Below are 20,078 nucleotides of genomic sequence, written 5' to 3'. Positions count from 1 at the left end.
TCCTGCAGACCTGCTTAACGTACCTAACGTCGGTCATCCCCGATGCACGGCGGTTTGACGCTCCAGGTCCAACCAAGACCGTACTGTGGCGGATGCAATGATTCAAGTCGTGTCCACCGTCTAGCGACGGTGGCAACAACAAATACACGGCTCGAAACGATGCGGCTTGCGATCGGTCCAATCGATGGAAACTGAACGTCCCCAGGACCGCGTTCGAAGTACCGGAAAAGGCGCCTGGCCTAGATTGCGCAATTGAGTCCGCGTGCCTTCTCCAAGGCTTCTTTACCTTCATGTTCTCAAAGAAATTAGAAGAGGATCTGAGCATCGGTTTCGGCGAGGGGGGAGTTCATATTGGATTGTGCGAGTTGCCAAATTTGAACGACCGTAGGTAGCAGCGAGTCTGCTGCGTGTCGATTACACTACGCTAGAAATTCTTACTTGAGACTGGCTCACCCAACGTTGATGCTTCAGGTTTAAAGGTAGATGCGTATAGCGACCCTACAGAACTTCATCTTGCCCATCGTGTTCCGAGATCATGACAAATAAACCACTCCCCACAATTTTGGCGTTATGCGTTTGGTTCTGCGCGGTGGATTCGGTACTGGCATGGCCCACTCAGCCTCCCGAACCCAACAATCCAACTGCGTCATACCTGTACACCGACAACGCGCCGCCACCCGAGCAGGCTCTCACCCTCTGGTATCGCAAGCCTGCGACGCTGTGGGAAGTCGAAGCATTGCCTGTAGGTAACGGCCGGCTGGCCGCGATGGTCTTCGGCGGGGTCAACGAAGAACGGATTCAGTTCAACGAAGAGACGGTGTGGGATGGCGTTCCTACCGACTACAACAATCCCGAAGCCCTCAAGGCCTTGCCCGAAGTTCGACGACTGTTGTTCGAGGGCAAGAACGAAGAGGCGAGGCGACTTGCCAAAAGCAAAATGCTGGGCAGGCCCCACAAGATCAAGTCCTACCAAACGCTTGGTGATCTGTTGTTCGATTTCCCCGATACCGACACGGTCGCTGGCTACCGACGCGATCTCGACCTAACAACGGCAATCAGCCGCGTTCAATACAAGATCGACGGGGTCGAGTACACACGTGAGGTGTTCGCCAGTGCAATCGACCAAGCGATCGTGATCCACCTGACGGCCAGCAAAAAGGGGAACCTGAACTTCTCGGCAAACTTCTCGCGTGAAAACGCGACCTTTGAGTCGGCATCCGACAATCGGATGGTGCTGCGTGGCAAGCTTGGAGTCGACTTCGAGGCGCAGCTGCTGCCGAGGGTCCAAGGCGGAACCGTCACTTGCAAAGATGGAAAGCTCGAAGTCACCGGGGCTGACGAAGCAACGCTGCTGCTCGCCGGCGCGACGAGCTACAACAGCGCAACCGATCTGTCAGGCGATGCCACCGCACGCTGCGAGGCCTACCTCGATGCGATTGGCGACAAGCCATATGACAAAATCCGAGCGGACCACATCGCCGATCATCAGTCGTTCTTCAACCGCGTTGAACTCGATTTGGGGACAACTGACGCTGTTAACAAGCCGACCGACGAGCGGATGCAGGCGATCAAGGACGGTGAACACGATCCTCAGCTTGAGACGTTGTATTTTCAGTACGGGCGTTATCTTCTGATTGGCAGCTCACGGCCCGGTTACCTGCCCGCCAACCTGCAGGGCAAGTGGTGCCAGTCGTACAATGCCCCTTGGAATTCCGACTATCACTTCAACATCAACTTCCAGATGAACTATTGGCCCGCGCAGGTATGCAACCTGCCGGAATGCCATCTGCCGTACTTTGACTATCTGGAAAGCTTAGTCCCGTTTGGTGAAAAGACGGCCAAGGTGCACTACGGAGCTGATGGCTGGGTGGTGCATCACCTTTCGGACCTCTTCGGAATGACGGCTCCCGCCGATGACGTTCACGGGGTCTGGCCGATGGGGGCCGCCTGGTCAGTACGTGATATGATGGAACACTACCGTTTCAACGGCGACACGCAGTTCCTCAAGGATCGTGCCTATCCGATGATGAAAGGCGCCGCCGAGTTTTTGCTGGACTTCCTAGTGGTTGCACCGGAGGGAACTCCCGCGGCCGGCAAATTGGTCACCAACCCATCCCATTCGCCGGAAAACAAATTCATCAAGCAAGACGGCACCGAGACCGAATTCACGTACGCCGCCACGATGGACATGGAGATCATCCATGATCTGTTTACCGGGCTGATCGAAGCCAACACGGAGATTGACCCGACAGGGAGTTTTGATGTGGGGTTCAGACAGCGTGTCGAGGACGCACTTGCCAATCTGAAACCACTGCAGATCAGCGAGAAAACCGGGCGTCTGATGGAATGGGTCGAAGATTACCAAGAGAAAGACCCTCGTCACCGCCACACCTCGCACCTGTTCGGCTTGCATCCTGGACGACAGATCACCGAAACCGGCACGCCCGATCTTTTCGCGGCGGCGCGGAAATCACTCGAGTCGCGTGGCGACCGAGGCACCGGGTGGAGCATGGCGTGGAAGGTCAACTTCTGGGCCCGCTTTCACGAGGGCGATCGCGCCCACGTGCTGCTGTCGAACCTGATGCGGAAAGGGACGTTGGACAACTTGTTCGATAACCACCCGCCCTTCCAGATCGACGGGAACTTCGGCGGCGCCGCCGCAATCGCCGAGATGCTGTTGCAAAGTCACACAGGCGAAGTTCACCTCCTACCCGCCCTCCCTTCCGCCTGGCCAGAAGGTTCCGTGAAAGGCCTGAGGGCCCGCGGGGGATATGAAGTCGACATGGATTGGAAGGATGGCCAGCTTAACCGCGCAATCATTCGATCGCTCAATGGAAACCCGCTGAAGGTCCGTTACGGATCAGAAACCCGAATGGAGCATCTGGCGAAAGGAGGCAGCTTCACATGGAGCGGGCAATAGTGATTCCGCCCAACAGCGAAAACCGAAACAGGCTCGAAGAATCAAATACGCCATTGAGTCCGCGACTTTTTTCTGAGCCACGATGTCAACGCCTTAATTGCTAGCAGCCGTATCCACATTGCGGATTCAATCAGTCGTAAAGATCCCATGTTTCGAGTACTTCATCGACCGTATCGACCCATTTGCCTGGCGGTACGACATAAAAACGAGTCGGGTCAGGTGTGTAGTGCTTTGCTTCGATATAGCCACTTTCCTCTACGTACTCATGCTCGGTAGTCCAAACTGATAGCAGCGTGCCATTGGGCGCGAAGAATTCGTGTCCGTCCGCAGTGCCCTGCGATCTCCTCCATGCATTGTTTTTCAGAGCGTTGTACTGATCGGCAAATTTGATGCGACGATGGAGCGTTGGAACGAAAAACCAAGCTACCGCCACGACAAACGTCGCCAGCAAGGCCGCTCGGATCGAGAATTGTTTTGAAAACACTGATATCGCTCTTAATCAGACAACGCACTTACGGCGGTTGATATTAAATGTCAAGAAGGAACTTCCGTGACTTCGGTACATCGCATTGCTCTGCCATTCCTGCCTGTTCACTTAAAAAGAATGACGCGTGTGTCAAAGCAGAAATCGGTATACGATGTAGCCGACACTGAACATCGCAAGCAACGTCAATGCCACGGCTGCTGCTTTGTCCGTGCTCCCCCAAGTTTCGAGGTCACCACTGGCGAAGTCCAGTTGCTGTTTGTAAATCGGTCCCGTAAGCGCCAGAGCCGAAACAAACACCACCGCGCCGACAAATGCTGCACAGGCAACCAGGGCGATTGCAACCAGCACCCATCCAAACACTTCGTCCTCAACGAATCGTCCTACTTGCACGACGCAAGACAAAATAACGAACGCCGCTACTGCAGCACCGCCGAGGATGGATTCGCATACCTTCGCACGACGCAGAAGTGGCTTCTCGTGATAGCTTCGTTTTGCCTCTAAAAGCTTCTGTTGGCGATTAGTTCGACTCAAACGACACCCTTCTCATTGACGAAACGACGGCATGACCGAGCAGCCGCCGACCGGTTTCTACCGCCCCCCAAAAAAACTGATCGGTCGTTTCGGTTGATGCAGAAGTCACATTGTCACTTGTGGCCGGAACATTGGCAGACCGCCATCGCGATTGATCATACCGCCGCATCCGTAGGCGGTGCAAATTCAATCGCATCGACCATGTATCTTTGTCGCCGGGAGAGTGTCAGCCACAGAGGACACCGAGAACACAGAGAAGAGACGCAACAGAAACCTCTGTGAACTCTGTGCTCTCGGTGGCTCGATCAACCGCGCATCGTTACCACCACCGAACGCAGACCGAATCTCTTCCAGGGCATCCATCGGAAAACAGATCGTTCCGCATCGTCAAGCACAACGCATGATACGCCCCAACGTCCGACTCAAACTTCGTGTTCTTCGTGGTTGACAACTCGCGGGGTGTGAGGTGGTGACCAAATCCCGGGCGCGATTGGGGATTGAACAGATGCCACGGTTTCACACGACCCCGGCGAGTTTATTTCCGATCCGCATTCTTGCGGAAGGTCTTGCGAACTTCCGCGCCGATGCATGTTCAAAGCAGCGCCGCCGACCCATCCGACGAACGTACAAGCGAGAAGGCTAGACACATTCACGGGTGATAAACACAGAACACCGACTGCGAAACCTAGTACCGAAGTACCTACGCAAACAAGTGCATCAACCATTCCCCGGTGATCCGCGATCAAGAATATTCCTGAAAATGCGATTGCCAAGAGAAGCGGGAATGGTGGTTGGAACCAACTCAAGCTGACGTGTCCAATCGTTACGGCTGTGAACGCAAGGATCGCGGCCAACAACCGGGCCGGCCCTATCCTTCGACGCAGTATCGCACGTAGTTCAGGCCTGAGTTCGTAAGTCACGGCAGCTTCATTTTGGATTGCAGCAACGATCTGTGGGCGGCCGAAGTGGACGATCGATACGTGAATGGCCACCACCGCCGCTCCGTCGTCATCGCAGGGGGATTCGCAGTGTTTTTAGGAACAGGGCAATCTGCAATTGAGTCCTGAACTCGGATTTGCAGACGGTTGTGAATCGCGTCCGGCATCGCGTCCCCGGTGCCGGAAGTTTGCATTGTACGGCATCCACCACCTAATGTACCGCACGCCAACGCTATGAATCGGGTCGGGGAATCGATTGTCATTTTCGTGACTGGTTCGCAAGCACACAAGTGCCGACGCGATCAACAATTCAACCGCCGTCTTAAATATTTCGATGCCCTATAAAGCTCCGCGACTGCAATCGAATAAGCCAACAACGCGGTAGAAAGCGGTAGCGTCGACAAATTGCAGGTGGGAAGAAACAGCATCGTTCAAAAATGCTTCAGCCGGATAAACAAGCAGTTTTCAACGATTGGGACGGAGATTGGTTGGGTTTGGGGGTGCGAGCGCTGGAAGTGCCTCTGCATGACTCGGTGACACGGGATGGGTTGTCGCCAATATTTTTGGGCAAGTGATCACTGCTGGGGATGCCCCGCAAGGATCGGAATTGCGACGGCCCCGGGCAATCAAATCCGTCGATCGATCTTAAACAATCTGTTGAGCCATGTGCGCAATTGTACGAAGGTACTCGGCGACGGCGACGAGGGTGGACGAATGGGCTGCTTATTCACGCCGACAGCTAGGTTGGTGCGGGACGGCACTGGGGATTGGGCGTGAGTATTCTGGCACGGTGGCTGGGTGGCAGGAATATATTTCTTGCTGAGTTGAGATTTTTGTAGCGGAGAGTATCTGTGGTGTAAGAACGGTGGGAAGAAGGTTCCATTTGCGGAGCAAATGGGCGACAGTTTGCCAGTTCCTGATTGGAAACGGGTTGCCTTGTTCTGAGAGGGCAAGGAACGGAGTCGAGACATGGTCTCGTCCGTTGGCGTAGGCCACTGGTGACTTGGCAGTCGGCACCCTGGATGACGAGATGCAACCGGTCCTTGAGCAGAGGCGAACACCCCCAGCGGAGTTCTGCTAGCGGGAACTCGCTGGGCTTCCAATGCGTTTTTACTTTCGCTGCAGCACGTAAATGACGTCTTCGGTGGAGGAGTCAACCTCGATCGGATCGTCGATGTCGTAGCAGAAGTCATGCGTGGCGACGCATTCCCATTTTCCGCTCGCCGCGATCAGACGCCGCATCTGCAACGGCGTGTAGCTCCGTAATCGCAATTCGTCATTGATGCGGAAACTGCCGCTCGGCGTGTGCACGTCAAAGCAGATACCGAACCGTTCAAGCCGGTTCTTCTTATCCCGATCGATCGTCCACATGTGCGTGTTGATCGCAAGATGCCCGCGGCGGGCCGACCAGCTTTCCGTTTCACTCGGCGGGACCGATGTCGGCGTTAAGTGCAAGCCGAGCAGATACAGCCCACCTGGACGAACGATATCGGCCATGCACTCGAGGTGCGCCCGTGCTTCGCGCTCGCTGCCCACGTGGCGGAAACTGTTGATCGTATTAAACGCGACCGCCACCGGTCCGGTCTTCTTGCGAGACTTAGGCAAGATCCCTTTAAAGTCGTCTCGTGAAAAATCACACATGTCGGCGCAGATCGCCGACTCGAGATATCCTTTTCGTTTCATCCGATCGTTGCAGAACTTGACCGCTTTCGGATTGAGGTCCAAGCCACAAACGTCGAGCCCACGACGGCGCAGCGCAAACATCAATCGCCCGGTTCCGCATGCCGGTTCGAAGTACCATCCTGACTTCCCATCGCCAAACGCCTGCTCGCACGCCAAGATGTATTTGGTTTCCGCTGCAACGTCGGCGCCGAAAACTAAATCGTAATACTTGGGATGATCGTAGATCGACTCATCGACCGTTCGCATCCCGCCTTGGTTGTCTTGATCGGCGCGTTCCTTCTTAGACGAGTTTTGCGTGGCCTGTTTTTTCATCGAACCGGCTCCAAACCGAGATGCCGGCGGGTCACGCCGATCTGGCCGGCGTGGAGGGTTTCGTGCATCGGGCAAAACAGGATCGCCCCCAATTTGCAAGGATAAACCGCATACGGCATCTCAACTTCGTCGAGCAATACCGCCGGGTCCATCTCCGCAATCTCGCCCATCCCAGTCTGATAAACCTCGTTCAACTTCGCGAGCAATTCCTCGGGGCTGGGCTGCCCTTCGCTCGACTTCGGCGGCACGCTCCCGCGCCCGAACGACTTGCGAAACCGCCCCGGGATCAGATCCAGATCTTCGGGACGTCGACCTCGGATCCGGAACATCAACAATCCGTACTGACTGACGGCGAGATGCCCAACTTGCCAAGCGATGTTGGTAACACAGCCTTCGGGAATTTCGAACCAGCGTTCTTGTGGTGTGGCGGCGAGTAATTCGAGCGTGTAAGCACGGGCGAATCGGATTTGACCAATCGCAGCCTGCAACATCACTGCCGCGGTTTCGACATCAGGGAGCACCGGTCCGGTTTCCCCGGAAAGAGTATTTTCGTTCATAGCCCATGTTTTAATGGGCACGGAAGCCACTGTCGACGGAGTGTCTGCGACAGCAATGCAAAACCATCACGTCGGAGTGCCGGACTTACTTGCGAAAATGAATCGAACACGAGTCCGAGTCGCACACATCCTTGGTGCCAAAGAACTTGCGTGAGATCCAGTAACGGTTACGGGCGACAACGCCATACAGTCGGCGCGACAACCCCGCAGTGCCGGGAATGTGCAACAGCGGAGCCACGATCCACAGGACCGGCAAACGACGCGAGAGATATCGCACCGCATCGGCCCCGCCATGCCGATTGCCCTCGGTGTCGATCACGTACATCTGAGACATGAGATCATCGAAGCTCAAATCCGAGTACCGCTGCGTCACCCGCGGGTCATGCAGCGACAGGAACGCCAATCGACCGTGACCGAAGTCCATTTGGTGCAACCGCCGGGCAGCCAACGCACATGCATTGCAATGCCCATCAAACACCACAACGTCGCGATCCGGGTGTGAATCGGGATCAGGAAGCGACGCTGTATGCGGCGAGGGTATCGACGCTTCGGGATGTTCGTTTGGCATGAAGTTTCGTTTCAACAAGAATCCCAAGACTCCCGAAATCGCGGCAAAACAATGGACGGCGCAAGCTTGACGGGATCTCAATCCCGCCCCGTACCTAACCGCTGAATTTCGACTTCGGTTAACACACCCGTTCGAGGATGATGAAATTGTAGCTTGACGGCGACCAACGCGATCGTGTCAAACGACCACGAATCGTCATTGGGCGGGGAGAACTCAGAAGATCCATAGACGGGGTCGCCAAGAATCGCGTGCCCACGGGTCGACGTCTGCAGACGCAACTGATGCATCCGACCGGTCAAGGGCGACAATTCGAGCAGCGTGGAGTCGGCGTGTTCGTCATATGTTAAAACCCTGACGTCGGTTTCAGCCAATTTGGCGCCTTTGGCCTCTGCGTCACAGACTTCACCCTTGGCCACGTCGGGGATCTTTCGCACATGATCTCGCCATCGCATGGGATTCGAGGACGCATCGTGCACGCGTCCCTGAACCCACGCGTGGTATTTCTTGTGGACTTTGCGAAGCGCGAACTGATCGGAAAACAACCTCGCGGACTTCTTTGTCAGCGCGAGCAAAACCACACCACTGACGTCTCGGTCAAGCCGATGCACGGCGCTCAAGAATCCGCCATCGCGACCGAGTTGTTCGCGGATGCGAGACTCGAGCGATTCCGTCCCCGGTGGCGAGGTCGTACTCAGACCCGCGGGCTTGTCCACCGCCACCGCGGAATCGCATTGCCAAAGTATCGGGATCAATGTCGCAGGTTCACCGAGCCGCCCCATCCGAGTTTCTCACGCAGCGTGCGATAATCGTTCTGGCCTGGGACGCGGAGCATGCGGAACGATACCGGAGCACGCTGGACCCGCACCCGATCACCTTCGAGAAGCGTGCCGAGAATGCGTCCATCGACGAGCACACACGTCGTTTCGTGAGGCTCCACAACAGTGAACTCCAGGAACGTGTCCGCCGATTCAACAACCGGTCGATAGGTCAGCGTGTGCGGGCTGATCGGCGAGATCACGATCGCCTGCAGTTGCCGCCTAACGATCGGTCCGCCAGCGGACAAACTGTGCGCCGTCGATCCGACAGGCGTGGCGATAATTAAACCGTCACACCGGTACTGGGTCGCCAATTCGCCATCGGTGTAAAAATCGATATCAAGAATCTGGAACGGGGGCCCTGACAAAACGGCCGCTTCGTTTAAGGCGAGCTGCTCGGCGATCACTTTGTCGCCACGAACAATCTCGATTTGCAGCATCAAATGATCGATGACTGCAAAATCGCCGCCACAAACCTTGGGCCACGCGTCGAGAAAATCTTCAGGTGACAGTGCCGCGAGAAAACCGAGTCGCCCACAATTGATTCCCAACACCGGAATCTGGTGTGCCCCCATTTGTCGCGCCGATTGCAAAATCGACCCGTCGCCACCGAGCACGATCACTAGGTCCGCGTCATCGCCGGTGAACGTGTACTCGAACGCGAAATCTTCCGCGACGAGTTTGGCACTGCCCGCGACCACCGGTCGTAAACGTCGCCACGCCGACTGCACTCGCTGCCGCTCGGGAGCACCAACAACGACGATCCGAGGTGGTTTGCCGCACTTGCACCAATCCAAATCGTTGCTCGGCGTGTTCCTCTGATCTCGGTTTGAAGAGACAGCCTCATCGCCAATCGCATCGTCGTCGCGGCTCGCTCCGGTCATCCCACGCTCACGTTTGATGCCGCGTTGCGGCAGGCGTCCGCAATCCCTTCGGCCGACAGCGACGAATCACTCAACAAATCCGAACGATCGCCATGCTCGACAAATTCATCGGGAAGCGCCAAACGATGAATTTGACGTGTGTCCAAGCGTTGATCGGCAGCCGATTCTAAGAACGCCGATCCGAATCCCCCGACGATCGTGCCCTCTTCGAGCGTGACGACAAAACGGCCATCAGCCATCGATTTAGCAACCATTTCGTGATCAATCGGTTTGACGAACCGAGCGTTCACGACGCCGACACTGAGTTCGCCCTCGAGTTTCTCTGCCGCTGCGATTGCTTGTTCGAGCATCGCGCCATAAGCGACGATCGTGCCGTCGTCACCTTCGCGAATCCACTCGGCTTTGCCCATCACAATCGGTGCCGGCGTGTGATCGAGTTCAAGCGCCGATGCTTTCGGATAACGAATCCCGGTCGGATGATCGTGACTCAAACAAGCATCAAGCATCATCGGCACTTCTGCCGCATAGCCGGGGGCCATCAAGCAGAGATTCGGGAACACACGCATGTATCCGATGTCATAAACACCGTGGTGCGTCGGACCATCGGGGCCGGTCAATCCGGCGCGGTCCATCATGAACACGACCGGTAAATCCTGCAGGACCACCTCTTGGAAGATCTGATCGAAACTGCGTTGCAAAAACGTGCTGTAGATGTCAACGATCGGACGCATTCCGGTTTTGCATTGACCAGCGGCAAACGCAACAGCATGCGATTCACAAATCCCGACATCAAAGAATCGCTCGGGGAAACGCTCGCGTACCGGTTCGAGTTTGTTTCCCTGGCACATCGCCGCGGTGATCACGGTGACACGGTCATCGCGTTTCATCGCTTCGCCAATCGCGTTGCGTGCGTGCGTCGTGTAGGGAGGGCGTCCTTCACTACCACGAGTCACCGGGGTTCCACCGCGGTCTTCAAACGCGGGCGGCGTGTGGAAGAACACCGGATCTTCGGCGGCAGGTTTGTAGCCGTGCCCCTTCTCGGTCACGACATGCAAAAGCACCGGACCTTCGATCTCTTTGCAGAGCTTCATGTACTTCCGCAACAACGGAATATTATGCCCGTCGATCGGGCCGATGTACCGGATGTCGAGTTCCTCGAACAGCATTCCGCCGAGCAAACCGGCTTTGACGCCTTCTTTCATCTGCGCCAGCAATCGCTCGGCAGGGTCGCCAAACATCGGGACGTGATCGAGCAAGCGCACGACTTCGTGTTTCAATCCGGTATAGAACGGATTGTTGCGTAATCGATCGAGATAACTCGCGACCGCGCCCGTGCGGTGACAAATCGACATTTTATTGTCGTTTAGGACCACGGTGAGATCCTCTTTCGAAGCTCCCGCGTTGTTGAGTGCCTCAAACACAATCCCACTCGGGAACGCACCATCACCGATCACGGCAACCGTCCGACGATCAGCTTGCCCGGTCAGGATATCGCCGCTGCGAAGTCCGACCGCGGTGCTGACGCTGCTGCCGGCATGCCCGGTCATGAACAGATCGTACGGACTTTCGGCCGGGTTGGGATATCCCATCAAACCGCCGCGGGTGCGGATCGATTCGAACTGCGAATAGCGACCGGTGACCAATTTGTGCGGATAGATTTGATGCCCGGTGTCCCAGATCAATCGATCATGCTGGAAATCGAACTCGGCGTGCAGCGCCAAACACAATTCAACCACCCCCAAATTCGAAGCAAAGTGGGCTGTCCGGGTCGCCAGCAGATTACAGAGGACGTCGCGAATTTCGCCGCCCATTTTTTCGAGCGTTTCCGATGACATTCCCGCCAACGGCCGCGCGTCAGGCAAAGCTGCCAACAACGGGTGCCGCAGTTCGCCTGGATGCCCCGATTCTGATTCGGTCGTTTTCATGTGGTTCGCTCCAAAATGTAATCCGCCATTAAACGCAACCGTTCTCCACGGGCTCCGAATAACTCAAGCTCGTGCTGAGCTGAACGAATCAATGCCGCTGCCTGTTGTCGTGCGAGGTCAATGCCAACGCCGGGTTGGGTCGTCGTTGCGATCGTCGAGTCGTCAAATCCTGAATTTCCCGGTTTCGAACCCTCGACTTGTGGAATGTCTTCCATTCCCGATTCTAATCGAGAATCTTCAATACGCTGAGCCGCCATCAGATCCGGAAAGGTGAATTTTCCCCTTCCGCTATCCTTACCGGTGCGTTTACCGAGCTGTTCGGCACTCGAGGTAAAATCAAGTACATCATCGGTAATCTGAAACGCCAGACCGAAGGCGTCCGCATATCTTCCCAGTGCAGCGACCTGCTCCTCGGTGCCGCCCCCGGCAATGGCACCCATTTTCGCACAAGCCACAAACAACGCGCCGGTTTTTCTCCGATGGATCGATTCGAGGTGCTGTTGAGCCAAATAAGGTGACTCAAATTCGGAAACATCAATATTTTCCGCCGCCAAATCGTCCTCCTGGCCACCGACCAATCCGGTCGCGCCCGCCGCGATCGCCAATTCCCCCATCAACCGAGCCGCCAAAACGGGGTCAGGAACGAAGGAATAGAGATGCGTGAACGCTTGGGCCTGCAACGCGTCGCCGGCGAGAATCGCAGTGGCCTGGCCGAACGCGATATGCGTGGTCGGACGCCCTCGACGCAAATCGTCGTCGTCCATCGCTGGCAAATCGTCGTGAATCAGCGAATAAGCGTGAATCATTTCGACGGCGACCCCCGGTGCGATCGCGTCATCAACCGCCCCGCCACACGCTTCCGCAGACATCATCACGAGTGCAGGCCGCAGACGTTTTCCTGGAGCGAGCACTGCGTACCGGATCGCTTCACGAAGCTTTTCAGGACACCCGACGCCAAATTGGCAAGCAGAATCCAGCGCGACCTCGATGGTCTCCCGGTACGGACGCAATATCTCGCTGATGTCGATCATGACCATTCCTCGTCGTCCGTTTCACTGGGCTCTGACGCGGCAACTCCGCGACGCCGGCCCCGTGTTTTCTGTTTATCGAGCAGCGTTTCGGCGTCATTTCCCTGTCCGTCACCAGCGTCATCCAGGGGGGTGGTTACCGGGTTGCCGTCCGCATCAAACCCAGACAGCACACTGACCCGCCGCTCGGCAATCTCCAACAGCCGATAACACTGACGCATCTTTCCCACCGCCGATTCATACTGACGCAGCGAATCGTCGAGCGAAAGTTCACCGCTCTCTAGCTTGCGAACGATCGTTTCGATCTCAGACAACGTTTCTTCAAAATCGGGCTTTTCGGCGGCGGATTCCGACTCGGCGGCTTCGGCGTTTTGATCGGGCCTAGCGGCGGTTTTCTTCTTAACCAAACGGACGCTCTGTTGTCTTAAATCGAAGTTTGCTGCGAATGATTTTGTGACCTACGTTTCCTAGTAGGCCTCAAGCTCTATCCCGCTTATCTGCGTCTTGACTGCGGATAACAGGGATTGCGAGGACTATAACACGGCGGCCAGCTATCCGAACAGATCCGGGCAAACTGGAGTGGACGGCCCTCGTGACCAATTTTGGCGAACTCTCGCCGGCTACCATTCACACAACATTTGCACGCTAGTCGCACGGTATGTCACGTTCGAGTCGAAAAAGGAATCGCAACAAACCGACCACCTCAGCTGCTGCGCGCCAAAATTCATCAAAAGGCGTCGCAGAGCCGAATCATGCAGCGACCGACGACGTCCAGACGCTGGACCAATCGCAGAGCAACAACGGTGAAGCAGCGTCTGCACCCGAGCTCTCCGTGTCGGAAATCGCTAACGTCCCGTCATGCGACGCCACGACAGGCGATCTGACACACGCTGCCGACACGACGTCGTTGAGCGAAACGCCGCCGCAGGCTGAACCCGATATGGTCAAGCATGCCTCGGTCGCGATCCTCGAATCGCTGGAAACATTGCTGCAACGTTTCGACCAACTCGATGGTCGTCTCGACGGTTGGGCCATCCACGGGATCACCTGTCCAGGCAGCGACAACAACGGCGAGCTGTCTGGAAACGCCGCCGGGTCGGACAATTCGCCTTCAAACGCCGAACTGCAAGACGATCTACTGCATCTGCAGTCGACGCTCGATGAAGCATGGCGAGCCAACGAAGAACTGCGGCACCAAAACGAAACGCTGGCCGCTCAGGTGGCCCAGTCCAGCGTACGGCAAACCGTGCACGCATCCCAAGGCACCGATGAGTCGTTGTCGTGGGAAGAACGCAAAGCACTGATCATGCGGCAGATGGAGGACGAAACCTTCGACGCCGATGAATTCGTCAGCTCCCTCTCGACCGGAGTGGCACAAGCAAGCGGCATCGCACAAGCAAACGATCAAGGCGACGAATTCGTTGACTTCACTGATCCGCGAGAGTTTGTCGAGTCGCTGATTGAACGAATCGAACGCGCCGAACGCACCATCCAAAAACGTGATGAAGAAATCGGCGAACTCCGCATGTTGCTGGAAAGTCAATCGGGAACGCGAAATGACGGAACCGCTATCGGCGCCGCTGCCATCGCCAGCATGATTGATTCGGATGAACTGGTCATGGAAGAACGCGAACGTCTGCAACAACTCAAGAATGATTGGGAAGACAAGTTCCGCCAAGCCGAAATCGAAGCCTCGCTCGAGCGAGCCAAACTTTCGCGTGAACGCCAAGAACTCGCCAAGCGCACTCAAGAACTCGAAGAACGCCTCGAGGAGTTGCAGCGAGAAAAACGTGACAATCCCTCACCCGCCAAGACCGGCCGTCGCTGGCTCGCCGAACTCGGATTGGGCGGCGACAACGACGGCAATTGAACCTCCTCATTGAGCAATCCCTACAGGGAAGCGTCCATGCGGATAATTTTGACCGCATCGTTACGTCTTCGAGCTCGTTTACTGTTGTTCCATCAGCAGACTGTTGATTGATTCCCCCGAAGCGACAACGGGGGTTTGCCCCGGACACAGCAAACATACGCTTTGGCAATTAGTATCAGCCCCAAACGCAAATACCGAACTGACGCTCCGGGTTTTGAATTGAGCGTCAAACCTCGGATCTCTTTTGATTCAACTGCCCGTTCGGCGAATCAAACTGCGTACGATTCAACCCACGACTGCGGTTGAAACTCCTCAAAATCCGCAGTCCCGTCGTCTTGGGGCGTGATATTTTCTATCGCGACCGATCCCCACGGACCATCTCGATAGAGAATATAATCGTGGCAACTGCCGAGCCCGCGCTGCTTCACCCCCGCCAGCAACTGCTCGCCCCCCGCCACCTCTCTCCCCACATGCGATCCTGTGAAAGCCTTTCTTTTTGTTTTCGCGCTCGCAATCAATTGGCCGTTGATTGCCGTTTCCGCCGGTGAAAAGCCGAACATCGTCTTCATCATCGCTGACGACTGCACCTTTCGTGATCTCGGATGTTACGGAGGTCAAGCGTTGACACCGAACATCGACAAACTCGCCACTCAAGGCATGCGATTCACTCGATGCTTCCAATCCGCACCGATGTGTTCGCCCACACGTCACAACATCTACACCGGGCAATATCCCGTCAAAAGCGGCGCCTACCCCAACCACACTCGCGTCTCTGCCGGAACCAAGAGTATCGTCCAGTATTTAGGCGACCTCGGGTACCGTGTCGCCCACAGCGGCAAATCGCATGTGAACCCGCCATCGGTCTTCGCTTGGGAACACATCCCCGACCCCAAAAACCCTGACTTTGCCCGCGTCGATTCGTTCCTAGCTGAATTCCGACAAAGCGACGAACCTTTCTGCCTGCTGCTCTGTTCCAACGAACCTCACACCCCGTGGAACAAGGGCGACGCCTCCCAATACCCACCGGACCAAGTGCAGTTGCCCGAGTACCATGTTGATACACCGGAGACGCGAGAAGGCATGTCACGATACCTCGCCGAAATCACCTACTTCGACGGCCAAGTCGGTGAGGCGATGGGACTGATCGAAAAACACGAGCTCACGGACAACACGTTGCTCGTCGTGGTCAGTGAGCAAGGCAATTCCATGCCTTTTGCAAAATGGACGTGCTACGACAACGGATTGCAGTCCGCCATGATCGCACGTTGGCCTGGTAAGATCACGCCGGGATCGGTCAACGAGGCGATGATTGAGTACGTCGATCTGCTGCCCACCTTCATTGAAGCTGCCGGGGGAACCCCCGCCGCGATTCTCGATGGCAAGAGCCTCTTGCCCGTCTTCGCCGGAAAACAGGAACACAAACAATTCGTGTTCGGCGAGATGACCACGCGAGGAATCAATAACGGCTCCGACTATTTCGGTATCCGATCTGTCCGATCCGAAAAATTCAAATACATCTGGAACTTCACCCCCGAGGTCGAATTCCAAAACGCATGCACCGGCTCCAAAGAATTCCAAAGCTGGAAAGCAAAAGCGAAGGCGGGAGATGCTCGTGCTGCCGAACTCGTCCATCGCTACACGCATCGCCCCGAGGTTGAACTTTACAACATCGTCGATGACCCGTTGGAAATGAACAACCTCGCCGATAATCCTGAATACGCCGAAGTGATGACGCAGCTGCGTGGAGAGCTCGATCAATGGATGGCACATTGCACCGACCGCGGACAACAAACCGAATTGGAAGCGCTCGACCACATGGGTGCCAAACGAAACGTTAAAACCAAAGTCAAGATAAACAAGAAAATCAAACAATGACAAACCGTTTGAAGCCGCCACGAGCTTAAAAATCATATCCGTGGCAGCCATCCGCCCGGCGATCTCACGTGCTCTACCATCCCCACCCTTCCCCCCGCCCTCGAAAAGCCCTCTGACTATGCATCGCTTTCTTCTATTGATCTGTGTTGGCATCACAACGATTGGCGTGGCAATGTTCGTTGCCGCCCCGTCCTCGCTTGCCGCCGACAAACCGAACGTATTGTTGATTTCCATTGACGACCTCAACGATTGGGTAGGTTGCCTTGGTGGGCACCCCCAGGCGATCACGCCAAACGTCGACCGCCTCGCCGACATGGGAACATTGTTCGAAAACGCGCATTGCCAGTCGCCGGTGTGCAATCCGTCTCGGGCCAGCATGATGACGGGCCGCTATCCCCACACAACCGGAATCTATTTCCTGTCCCCTGACTTAAAACAAGCCCCCGCACTCGAGGGCGTGAAAACGATGCCTGAGGCATTCGCGGCGAACGGTTACAAAACCATGGCCGTGGGCAAATTGTTTCACAGCGGCGATAAGCGATTCTTTCAAGAGTACCGGCGGACGGGCGGCTTTGGCCCGCGACCACCCGCGAAACTCTCGCAACCGCATGGTCATCCGTTGTGGGATTGGGGTGCGTTTCCCGAGTCAGACGAACAGATGCCTGACATCGTCTCAGCGAAATGGGCAGCCGAGCAGCTCAATGCGAAGCACGACAAGCCATTCTTCATGGGTGTCGGATTCTACCGCCCTCACGTCCCGATGTACGTTCCTCAAAAATGGTTCGACATGCACCCGCGTGAAAAGATCCAATTGCCCCTCGTCCGCGAGGACGACCGCGATGATCTGAGCCAGTACGCGATCGACCTAACCAACCTGATGCACGTCTCGCCGACGCATCAGTGGGTGACCGAAGCCGGCCAGTTGGAGCACGCCGTTCAGTCGTACCTGGCATCGGTAACCTTCGCCGACCACTGCGTCGGCATGGTGCTCGATGCCCTGCAGTCGAGCGAGTATGCCGACAACACGATCGTGGTGCTGTTTTCCGATCATGGGTTTCACCTCGGAGAGAAACAACGTTGGGCAAAACGATCGATTTGGGAAGACGGCGCACGCGTTCCGATGGTGATCTCAGCTCCTGGGATGCGTGAGAGTGTTCGCACGAATCAGCCCGCTGAACTGATCGATATTTTTCCGACTCTGTTGGATCTAGCCGGGCTGCCGCCGGACGCCGGTCAAGAAGGACAGAGCCTCGTGCCACTGATGAAAGATCCGACGCAAGAGTGGAACCATCCCGCGATCACCAGTTTCGGACCGGGCAACTTCGCGATCCGAACGGCACGCTATCGTTTCATTCAATATCTCGACGGATCGCGTGAGCTCTACGATCACTCGACGGACCCCAATGAGTGGACGAATCTGGCATCCAATCCCGAGTATGCCGCGACCATCGCCAAACACGCCGCGTTCATTCCTGAGAAACAAAGTGAAGTTTTGCCCGGCGAATCCACCGGTCACAACGCGTATGCGGCGGCAAACGAAAACCTCGAAAAATAGACAACGCTGCGGACCGTCACAGACGTTCCACCAGCTAGCTACACAGCGTCAATTTTCACGTAACTCGGTTTCTCGGGACGTTGATTGTTTTAGTGCTATTCCTCGCGCCGCTCCGCTTTATTTGAAATCTCGCAGTCGATTAAATAGAGATCCCGTGCGGTGAAAGGGGCACAGTGGAATGCGTACCAAACGACCGTGTCGGTGTCTACCCTTGCCGTCGAGATCACGATTTGAATGGAAACTTGCGTAGCATTCGTTTCCATTTCTTCGCAGTCATCGATCGGCTCAGGTTAACATCCAAACCGCAGATAGAATTCTGCCCCATGGTTTCTGCCTGCCTGGTTCATAGGGTATCCGGGGATTTGCAAGCACGTCCGCCTGTCTTCCGGTTTAACGACGCTCAGTTGTTCGCTTTGCTCGGAATTGCTCTGATCGCCGTCGGCAGATCGAGTCGTGTCCCGTGGTGTTGACGGACACGACTCTTTCCGCAACGGCGAACATTCGTGTTCGTCGTTGCCAAGCTTTTCGGTGATGTTGATAGGTCTCGCTTTTAGACCATGATCAGTCGGATTTGGGTGACTGAACTTAAGTTGATGTTGCTTCCGATGTTATAGCTACCTGATCGTGAGATGTTGCGTGGTTGGAAGGGATTGAAACTTTCGCCGGTTGTTCCAATCAAAGGAGGAGTGGAGTAGACGACACGTCCGTTGCGATCGAGAAGTTCAGCTCGCACGCTGTGCTGAAACTGCCCAAACCCGCTGCGGTAGTTGCGTCCAGATAAATTGACCGTTAAACGGCCATTTTCTAATGTTGCGTAGGATTTGCTCGTGACGTAACCGCCGAAGTGATCGCGATTAAAAGAGTTAGTGATAGGCGCGGCGAAATCGGGCGTGCTGACCTTTAAAGTGTACGTGCTGACAGCCGAATTATACGGCGATACTTTAACAAAGTAGGTTTGGTTCTGATTGAGATTGACCGTCACGGATTCCGATTGCGTGCCGCCGCGCCGTCCACTCGCTATTTGAGTGCCTTGCGAATTGTAAACGAAGATGTCGAGGTCCTGACGAAGTCCGCTTAATTCGATCGTAGTACGGACAGAACCCGATGTTCGCTGACTTCCGGTCGTGAACTTGAAGTAGTCGACTGGATCGGACCCGCCGACGCTTCCGTTTTGGGTCAGTACTGAACCCTTCGCAACGCCCATGGACACTGCTGTCGACATGGTGTTGTTTGTCGTCGTGGCTGCGGGCGATGGGGCTACCAGTGAAAATGATCCGATTTGTGCAGGTACGGAACTGGGCGGGGGTGCCGTGAACTCGACGACGCCGAGATCAGCGGCCATCATCGTTCGTTTGTCCAAGGTTTGAATTCCGAGAACGCGGGGTTTGCGAAGGTGACGTTTTGGGGACATTGGGTGAACCTCACTTGTGTGTGGTGAATGAGATAGATGCTGCTATATGGCGGTCTCAAGTCTCTATTGGACACCCGGCGTCACAGAATTTTTGACGATGTTTCACCGCACCGATGAGAGGCGAGTTTTGAAAGAATCTCTCGCGGCTTCACTTCATCGTTCGCGCTATCGTCGGTAACACCCAGAAATCCTGATTGGAACGAACACTAGCGTGCCATAGAAGAGCAGGCGGCCGGTTGCCTAGTGATTGAGCCGCGATGCGCATGCGTGCAGACAATCTTGATCGATCGCAAAGGAGGCGGAATCTATCAGGAGATTGGCCGATTTACGCTAACTGCGATTCGGACGGTTAACCGGACTGCGCTAAACTGCAGAAACCTCGTTATGGACAATGCGTTTTGACGATCCGTATTGCGTTGCGTTTGATCCCGTGTTTCGCGCTTGTTCGGTCACGAAGTGGCGCCATGCAATCACCACGGACGCAGGCCCTAGTTTGGGAAAATAAGACGCCGCACGTCCCGTGCGGCGACAGGGACACAGTGGAACCAGGCGTCGGCTCGTGTCGCTTCGCCAACGTCAAGCGAGTGCTTCGTCAAACCTGAGCTTGGGGGTTGCCTGCACCGGAAGGCTCGCGTCTTGTCGCCAAAAGTCTTAGCGGAACGGCGCGAGCGGGCTGTTGTTTTAGGCGTTTCGCAAAAATTAGTGAGCCGACAGCGCTA

15 protein-coding genes are annotated in these 20,078 nt (G+C 55.8%); 4 read left to right on the top strand and 11 right to left on the bottom strand.

The features are described from left to right. The first annotated feature begins 535 nt into the window (after nt 1–535). Nucleotides 536–2,920: a glycoside hydrolase family 95 protein gene (locus NB063_RS31250; protein WP_250933640.1), complete on the top strand. Its 2,385-nt coding sequence runs from the start codon at nt 536–538 to the stop codon at nt 2,918–2,920. Nucleotides 2,921–3,050: 130 nt separating this feature from the next. On the opposite strand, the gene NB063_RS31245 is transcribed toward NB063_RS31250, so the two are convergent. From NB063_RS31245 to xseB, 10 genes are all read right to left on the bottom strand, one after another. After that, nucleotides 3,051–3,404 (bottom strand): hypothetical protein, encoded by a 354-nt coding sequence (locus NB063_RS31245; protein ID WP_250933638.1) that lies wholly within the window; start codon nt 3,402–3,404, stop codon nt 3,051–3,053. A 132-nt stretch (nt 3,405–3,536) separates the two neighbouring features. After that, complete coding sequence (locus NB063_RS31240; protein ID WP_250933636.1) at nt 3,537–3,938, bottom strand: hypothetical protein; 402 nt, start codon at nt 3,936–3,938, stop codon at nt 3,537–3,539. A 2,048-nt stretch (nt 3,939–5,986) separates the two neighbouring features. After that, nucleotides 5,987–6,871 (bottom strand): class I SAM-dependent methyltransferase, encoded by an 885-nt coding sequence (locus tag NB063_RS31235; RefSeq protein WP_250933634.1) that lies wholly within the window; start codon nt 6,869–6,871, stop codon nt 5,987–5,989. Beyond that, nucleotides 6,868–7,428, bottom strand: a complete 561-nt coding sequence (locus NB063_RS31230) for a DinB family protein (RefSeq protein ID WP_250933632.1) — start codon at nt 7,426–7,428, stop codon at nt 6,868–6,870. Before NB063_RS31230 ends, NB063_RS31235 begins: the two co-directional genes overlap by 4 nt. 85 nt (nt 7,429–7,513) lie before the next feature. After that, nucleotides 7,514–7,996, bottom strand: coding sequence for a thiol-disulfide oxidoreductase DCC family protein (locus NB063_RS31225; RefSeq protein ID WP_250933630.1), 483 nt, complete (start codon nt 7,994–7,996; stop codon nt 7,514–7,516). Nucleotides 7,997–8,073: 77 nt separating this feature from the next. Further along, nucleotides 8,074–8,748: an RluA family pseudouridine synthase gene (locus NB063_RS31220; protein ID WP_250933627.1), complete on the bottom strand. Its 675-nt coding sequence runs from the start codon at nt 8,746–8,748 to the stop codon at nt 8,074–8,076. Continuing rightward, on the bottom strand, nt 8,745–9,695 hold the full coding sequence (locus NB063_RS31215) for an NAD(+)/NADH kinase (RefSeq protein ID WP_250933625.1): 951 nt from the start codon (nt 9,693–9,695) through the stop codon (nt 8,745–8,747). The genes NB063_RS31220 and NB063_RS31215 overlap by 4 nt, the downstream gene beginning before the upstream one ends. Continuing rightward, nucleotides 9,692–11,620, bottom strand: a complete 1,929-nt coding sequence (dxs, locus tag NB063_RS31210; RefSeq protein ID WP_250933624.1) for a 1-deoxy-D-xylulose-5-phosphate synthase — start codon at nt 11,618–11,620, stop codon at nt 9,692–9,694. The genes NB063_RS31215 and dxs overlap by 4 nt, the downstream gene beginning before the upstream one ends. Beyond that, the gene (locus NB063_RS31205) at nt 11,617–12,651 is read right to left on the bottom strand and encodes a polyprenyl synthetase family protein (protein WP_250933621.1); all 1,035 of its coding nucleotides are present in this window, start codon (nt 12,649–12,651) and stop codon (nt 11,617–11,619) included. Before NB063_RS31205 ends, dxs begins: the two co-directional genes overlap by 4 nt. Continuing rightward, nucleotides 12,648–13,055 carry an exodeoxyribonuclease VII small subunit gene (xseB, locus tag NB063_RS31200; RefSeq protein WP_250933619.1) on the bottom strand — a complete coding sequence of 136 codons (408 nt, stop codon included), beginning with the start codon at nt 13,053–13,055 and terminating at the stop codon, nt 12,648–12,650. Before xseB ends, NB063_RS31205 begins: the two co-directional genes overlap by 4 nt. 425 nt (nt 13,056–13,480) lie before the next feature. Between xseB and NB063_RS31195 the strand changes: the two genes are divergently transcribed. The 3 genes from NB063_RS31195 to NB063_RS31185 all read left to right on the top strand — a co-directional run bounded on the left by NB063_RS31195 (nt 13,481) and on the right by NB063_RS31185 (nt 17,948). After that, nucleotides 13,481–14,518: a hypothetical protein gene (locus tag NB063_RS31195; RefSeq protein WP_250933617.1), complete on the top strand. Its 1,038-nt coding sequence runs from the start codon at nt 13,481–13,483 to the stop codon at nt 14,516–14,518. A gap of 480 nt (nt 14,519–14,998) precedes the next feature. Continuing rightward, on the top strand, nt 14,999–16,393 hold the full coding sequence (locus NB063_RS31190) for a sulfatase family protein (protein ID WP_250933615.1): 1,395 nt from the start codon (nt 14,999–15,001) through the stop codon (nt 16,391–16,393). Nucleotides 16,394–16,511: 118 nt separating this feature from the next. After that, a complete protein-coding gene (locus tag NB063_RS31185; RefSeq protein WP_250933612.1) occupies nt 16,512–17,948 on the top strand; it encodes a sulfatase in 1,437 nt (478 codons plus the stop codon). A gap of 550 nt (nt 17,949–18,498) precedes the next feature. Here NB063_RS31185 and NB063_RS31180 read toward each other — a convergent pair. Beyond that, nucleotides 18,499–19,359 carry a PPC domain-containing protein gene (locus NB063_RS31180; protein WP_250933610.1) on the bottom strand — a complete coding sequence of 287 codons (861 nt, stop codon included), beginning with the start codon at nt 19,357–19,359 and terminating at the stop codon, nt 18,499–18,501. Nucleotides 19,360–20,078 lie beyond the last annotated feature (719 nt).

The sequence above is a fragment of the Aporhodopirellula aestuarii genome (assembly GCF_023701485.1).
In the GTDB taxonomy this organism is placed as follows: domain Bacteria; phylum Planctomycetota; class Planctomycetia; order Pirellulales; family Pirellulaceae; genus Rhodopirellula; species Rhodopirellula aestuarii.
The sequence above is the reverse complement of the archived record's forward strand: the minus strand, read 5'-3'. Positions and strand labels throughout refer to the sequence as shown.

Bases quoted from the DNA above. Each gene is read 5' to 3' on its own strand.
- NB063_RS31250 (WP_250933640.1), top strand. From the start codon at position 536: ATGACAAATAAACCACTCCCCACAATTTTGGCGTTATGCGTTTGGTTC.
- NB063_RS31235 (WP_250933634.1), bottom strand. From the start codon at position 6,871: ATGAAAAAACAGGCCACGCAAAACTCGTCTAAGAAGGAACGCGCCGAT.
- NB063_RS31230 (WP_250933632.1), bottom strand. From the start codon at position 7,428: ATGAACGAAAATACTCTTTCCGGGGAAACCGGACCGGTGCTCCCTGAT.
- NB063_RS31225 (WP_250933630.1), bottom strand. From the start codon at position 7,996: ATGCCAAACGAACATCCCGAAGCGTCGATACCCTCGCCGCATACAGCG.
- NB063_RS31215 (WP_250933625.1), bottom strand. From the start codon at position 9,695: ATGACCGGAGCGAGCCGCGACGACGATGCGATTGGCGATGAGGCTGTC.
- dxs (WP_250933624.1), bottom strand. From the start codon at position 11,620: ATGAAAACGACCGAATCAGAATCGGGGCATCCAGGCGAACTGCGGCAC.
- NB063_RS31205 (WP_250933621.1), bottom strand. From the start codon at position 12,651: ATGATCGACATCAGCGAGATATTGCGTCCGTACCGGGAGACCATCGAG.
- NB063_RS31185 (WP_250933612.1), top strand. From the start codon at position 16,512: ATGCATCGCTTTCTTCTATTGATCTGTGTTGGCATCACAACGATTGGC.
- NB063_RS31180 (WP_250933610.1), bottom strand. From the start codon at position 19,359: ATGTCCCCAAAACGTCACCTTCGCAAACCCCGCGTTCTCGGAATTCAA.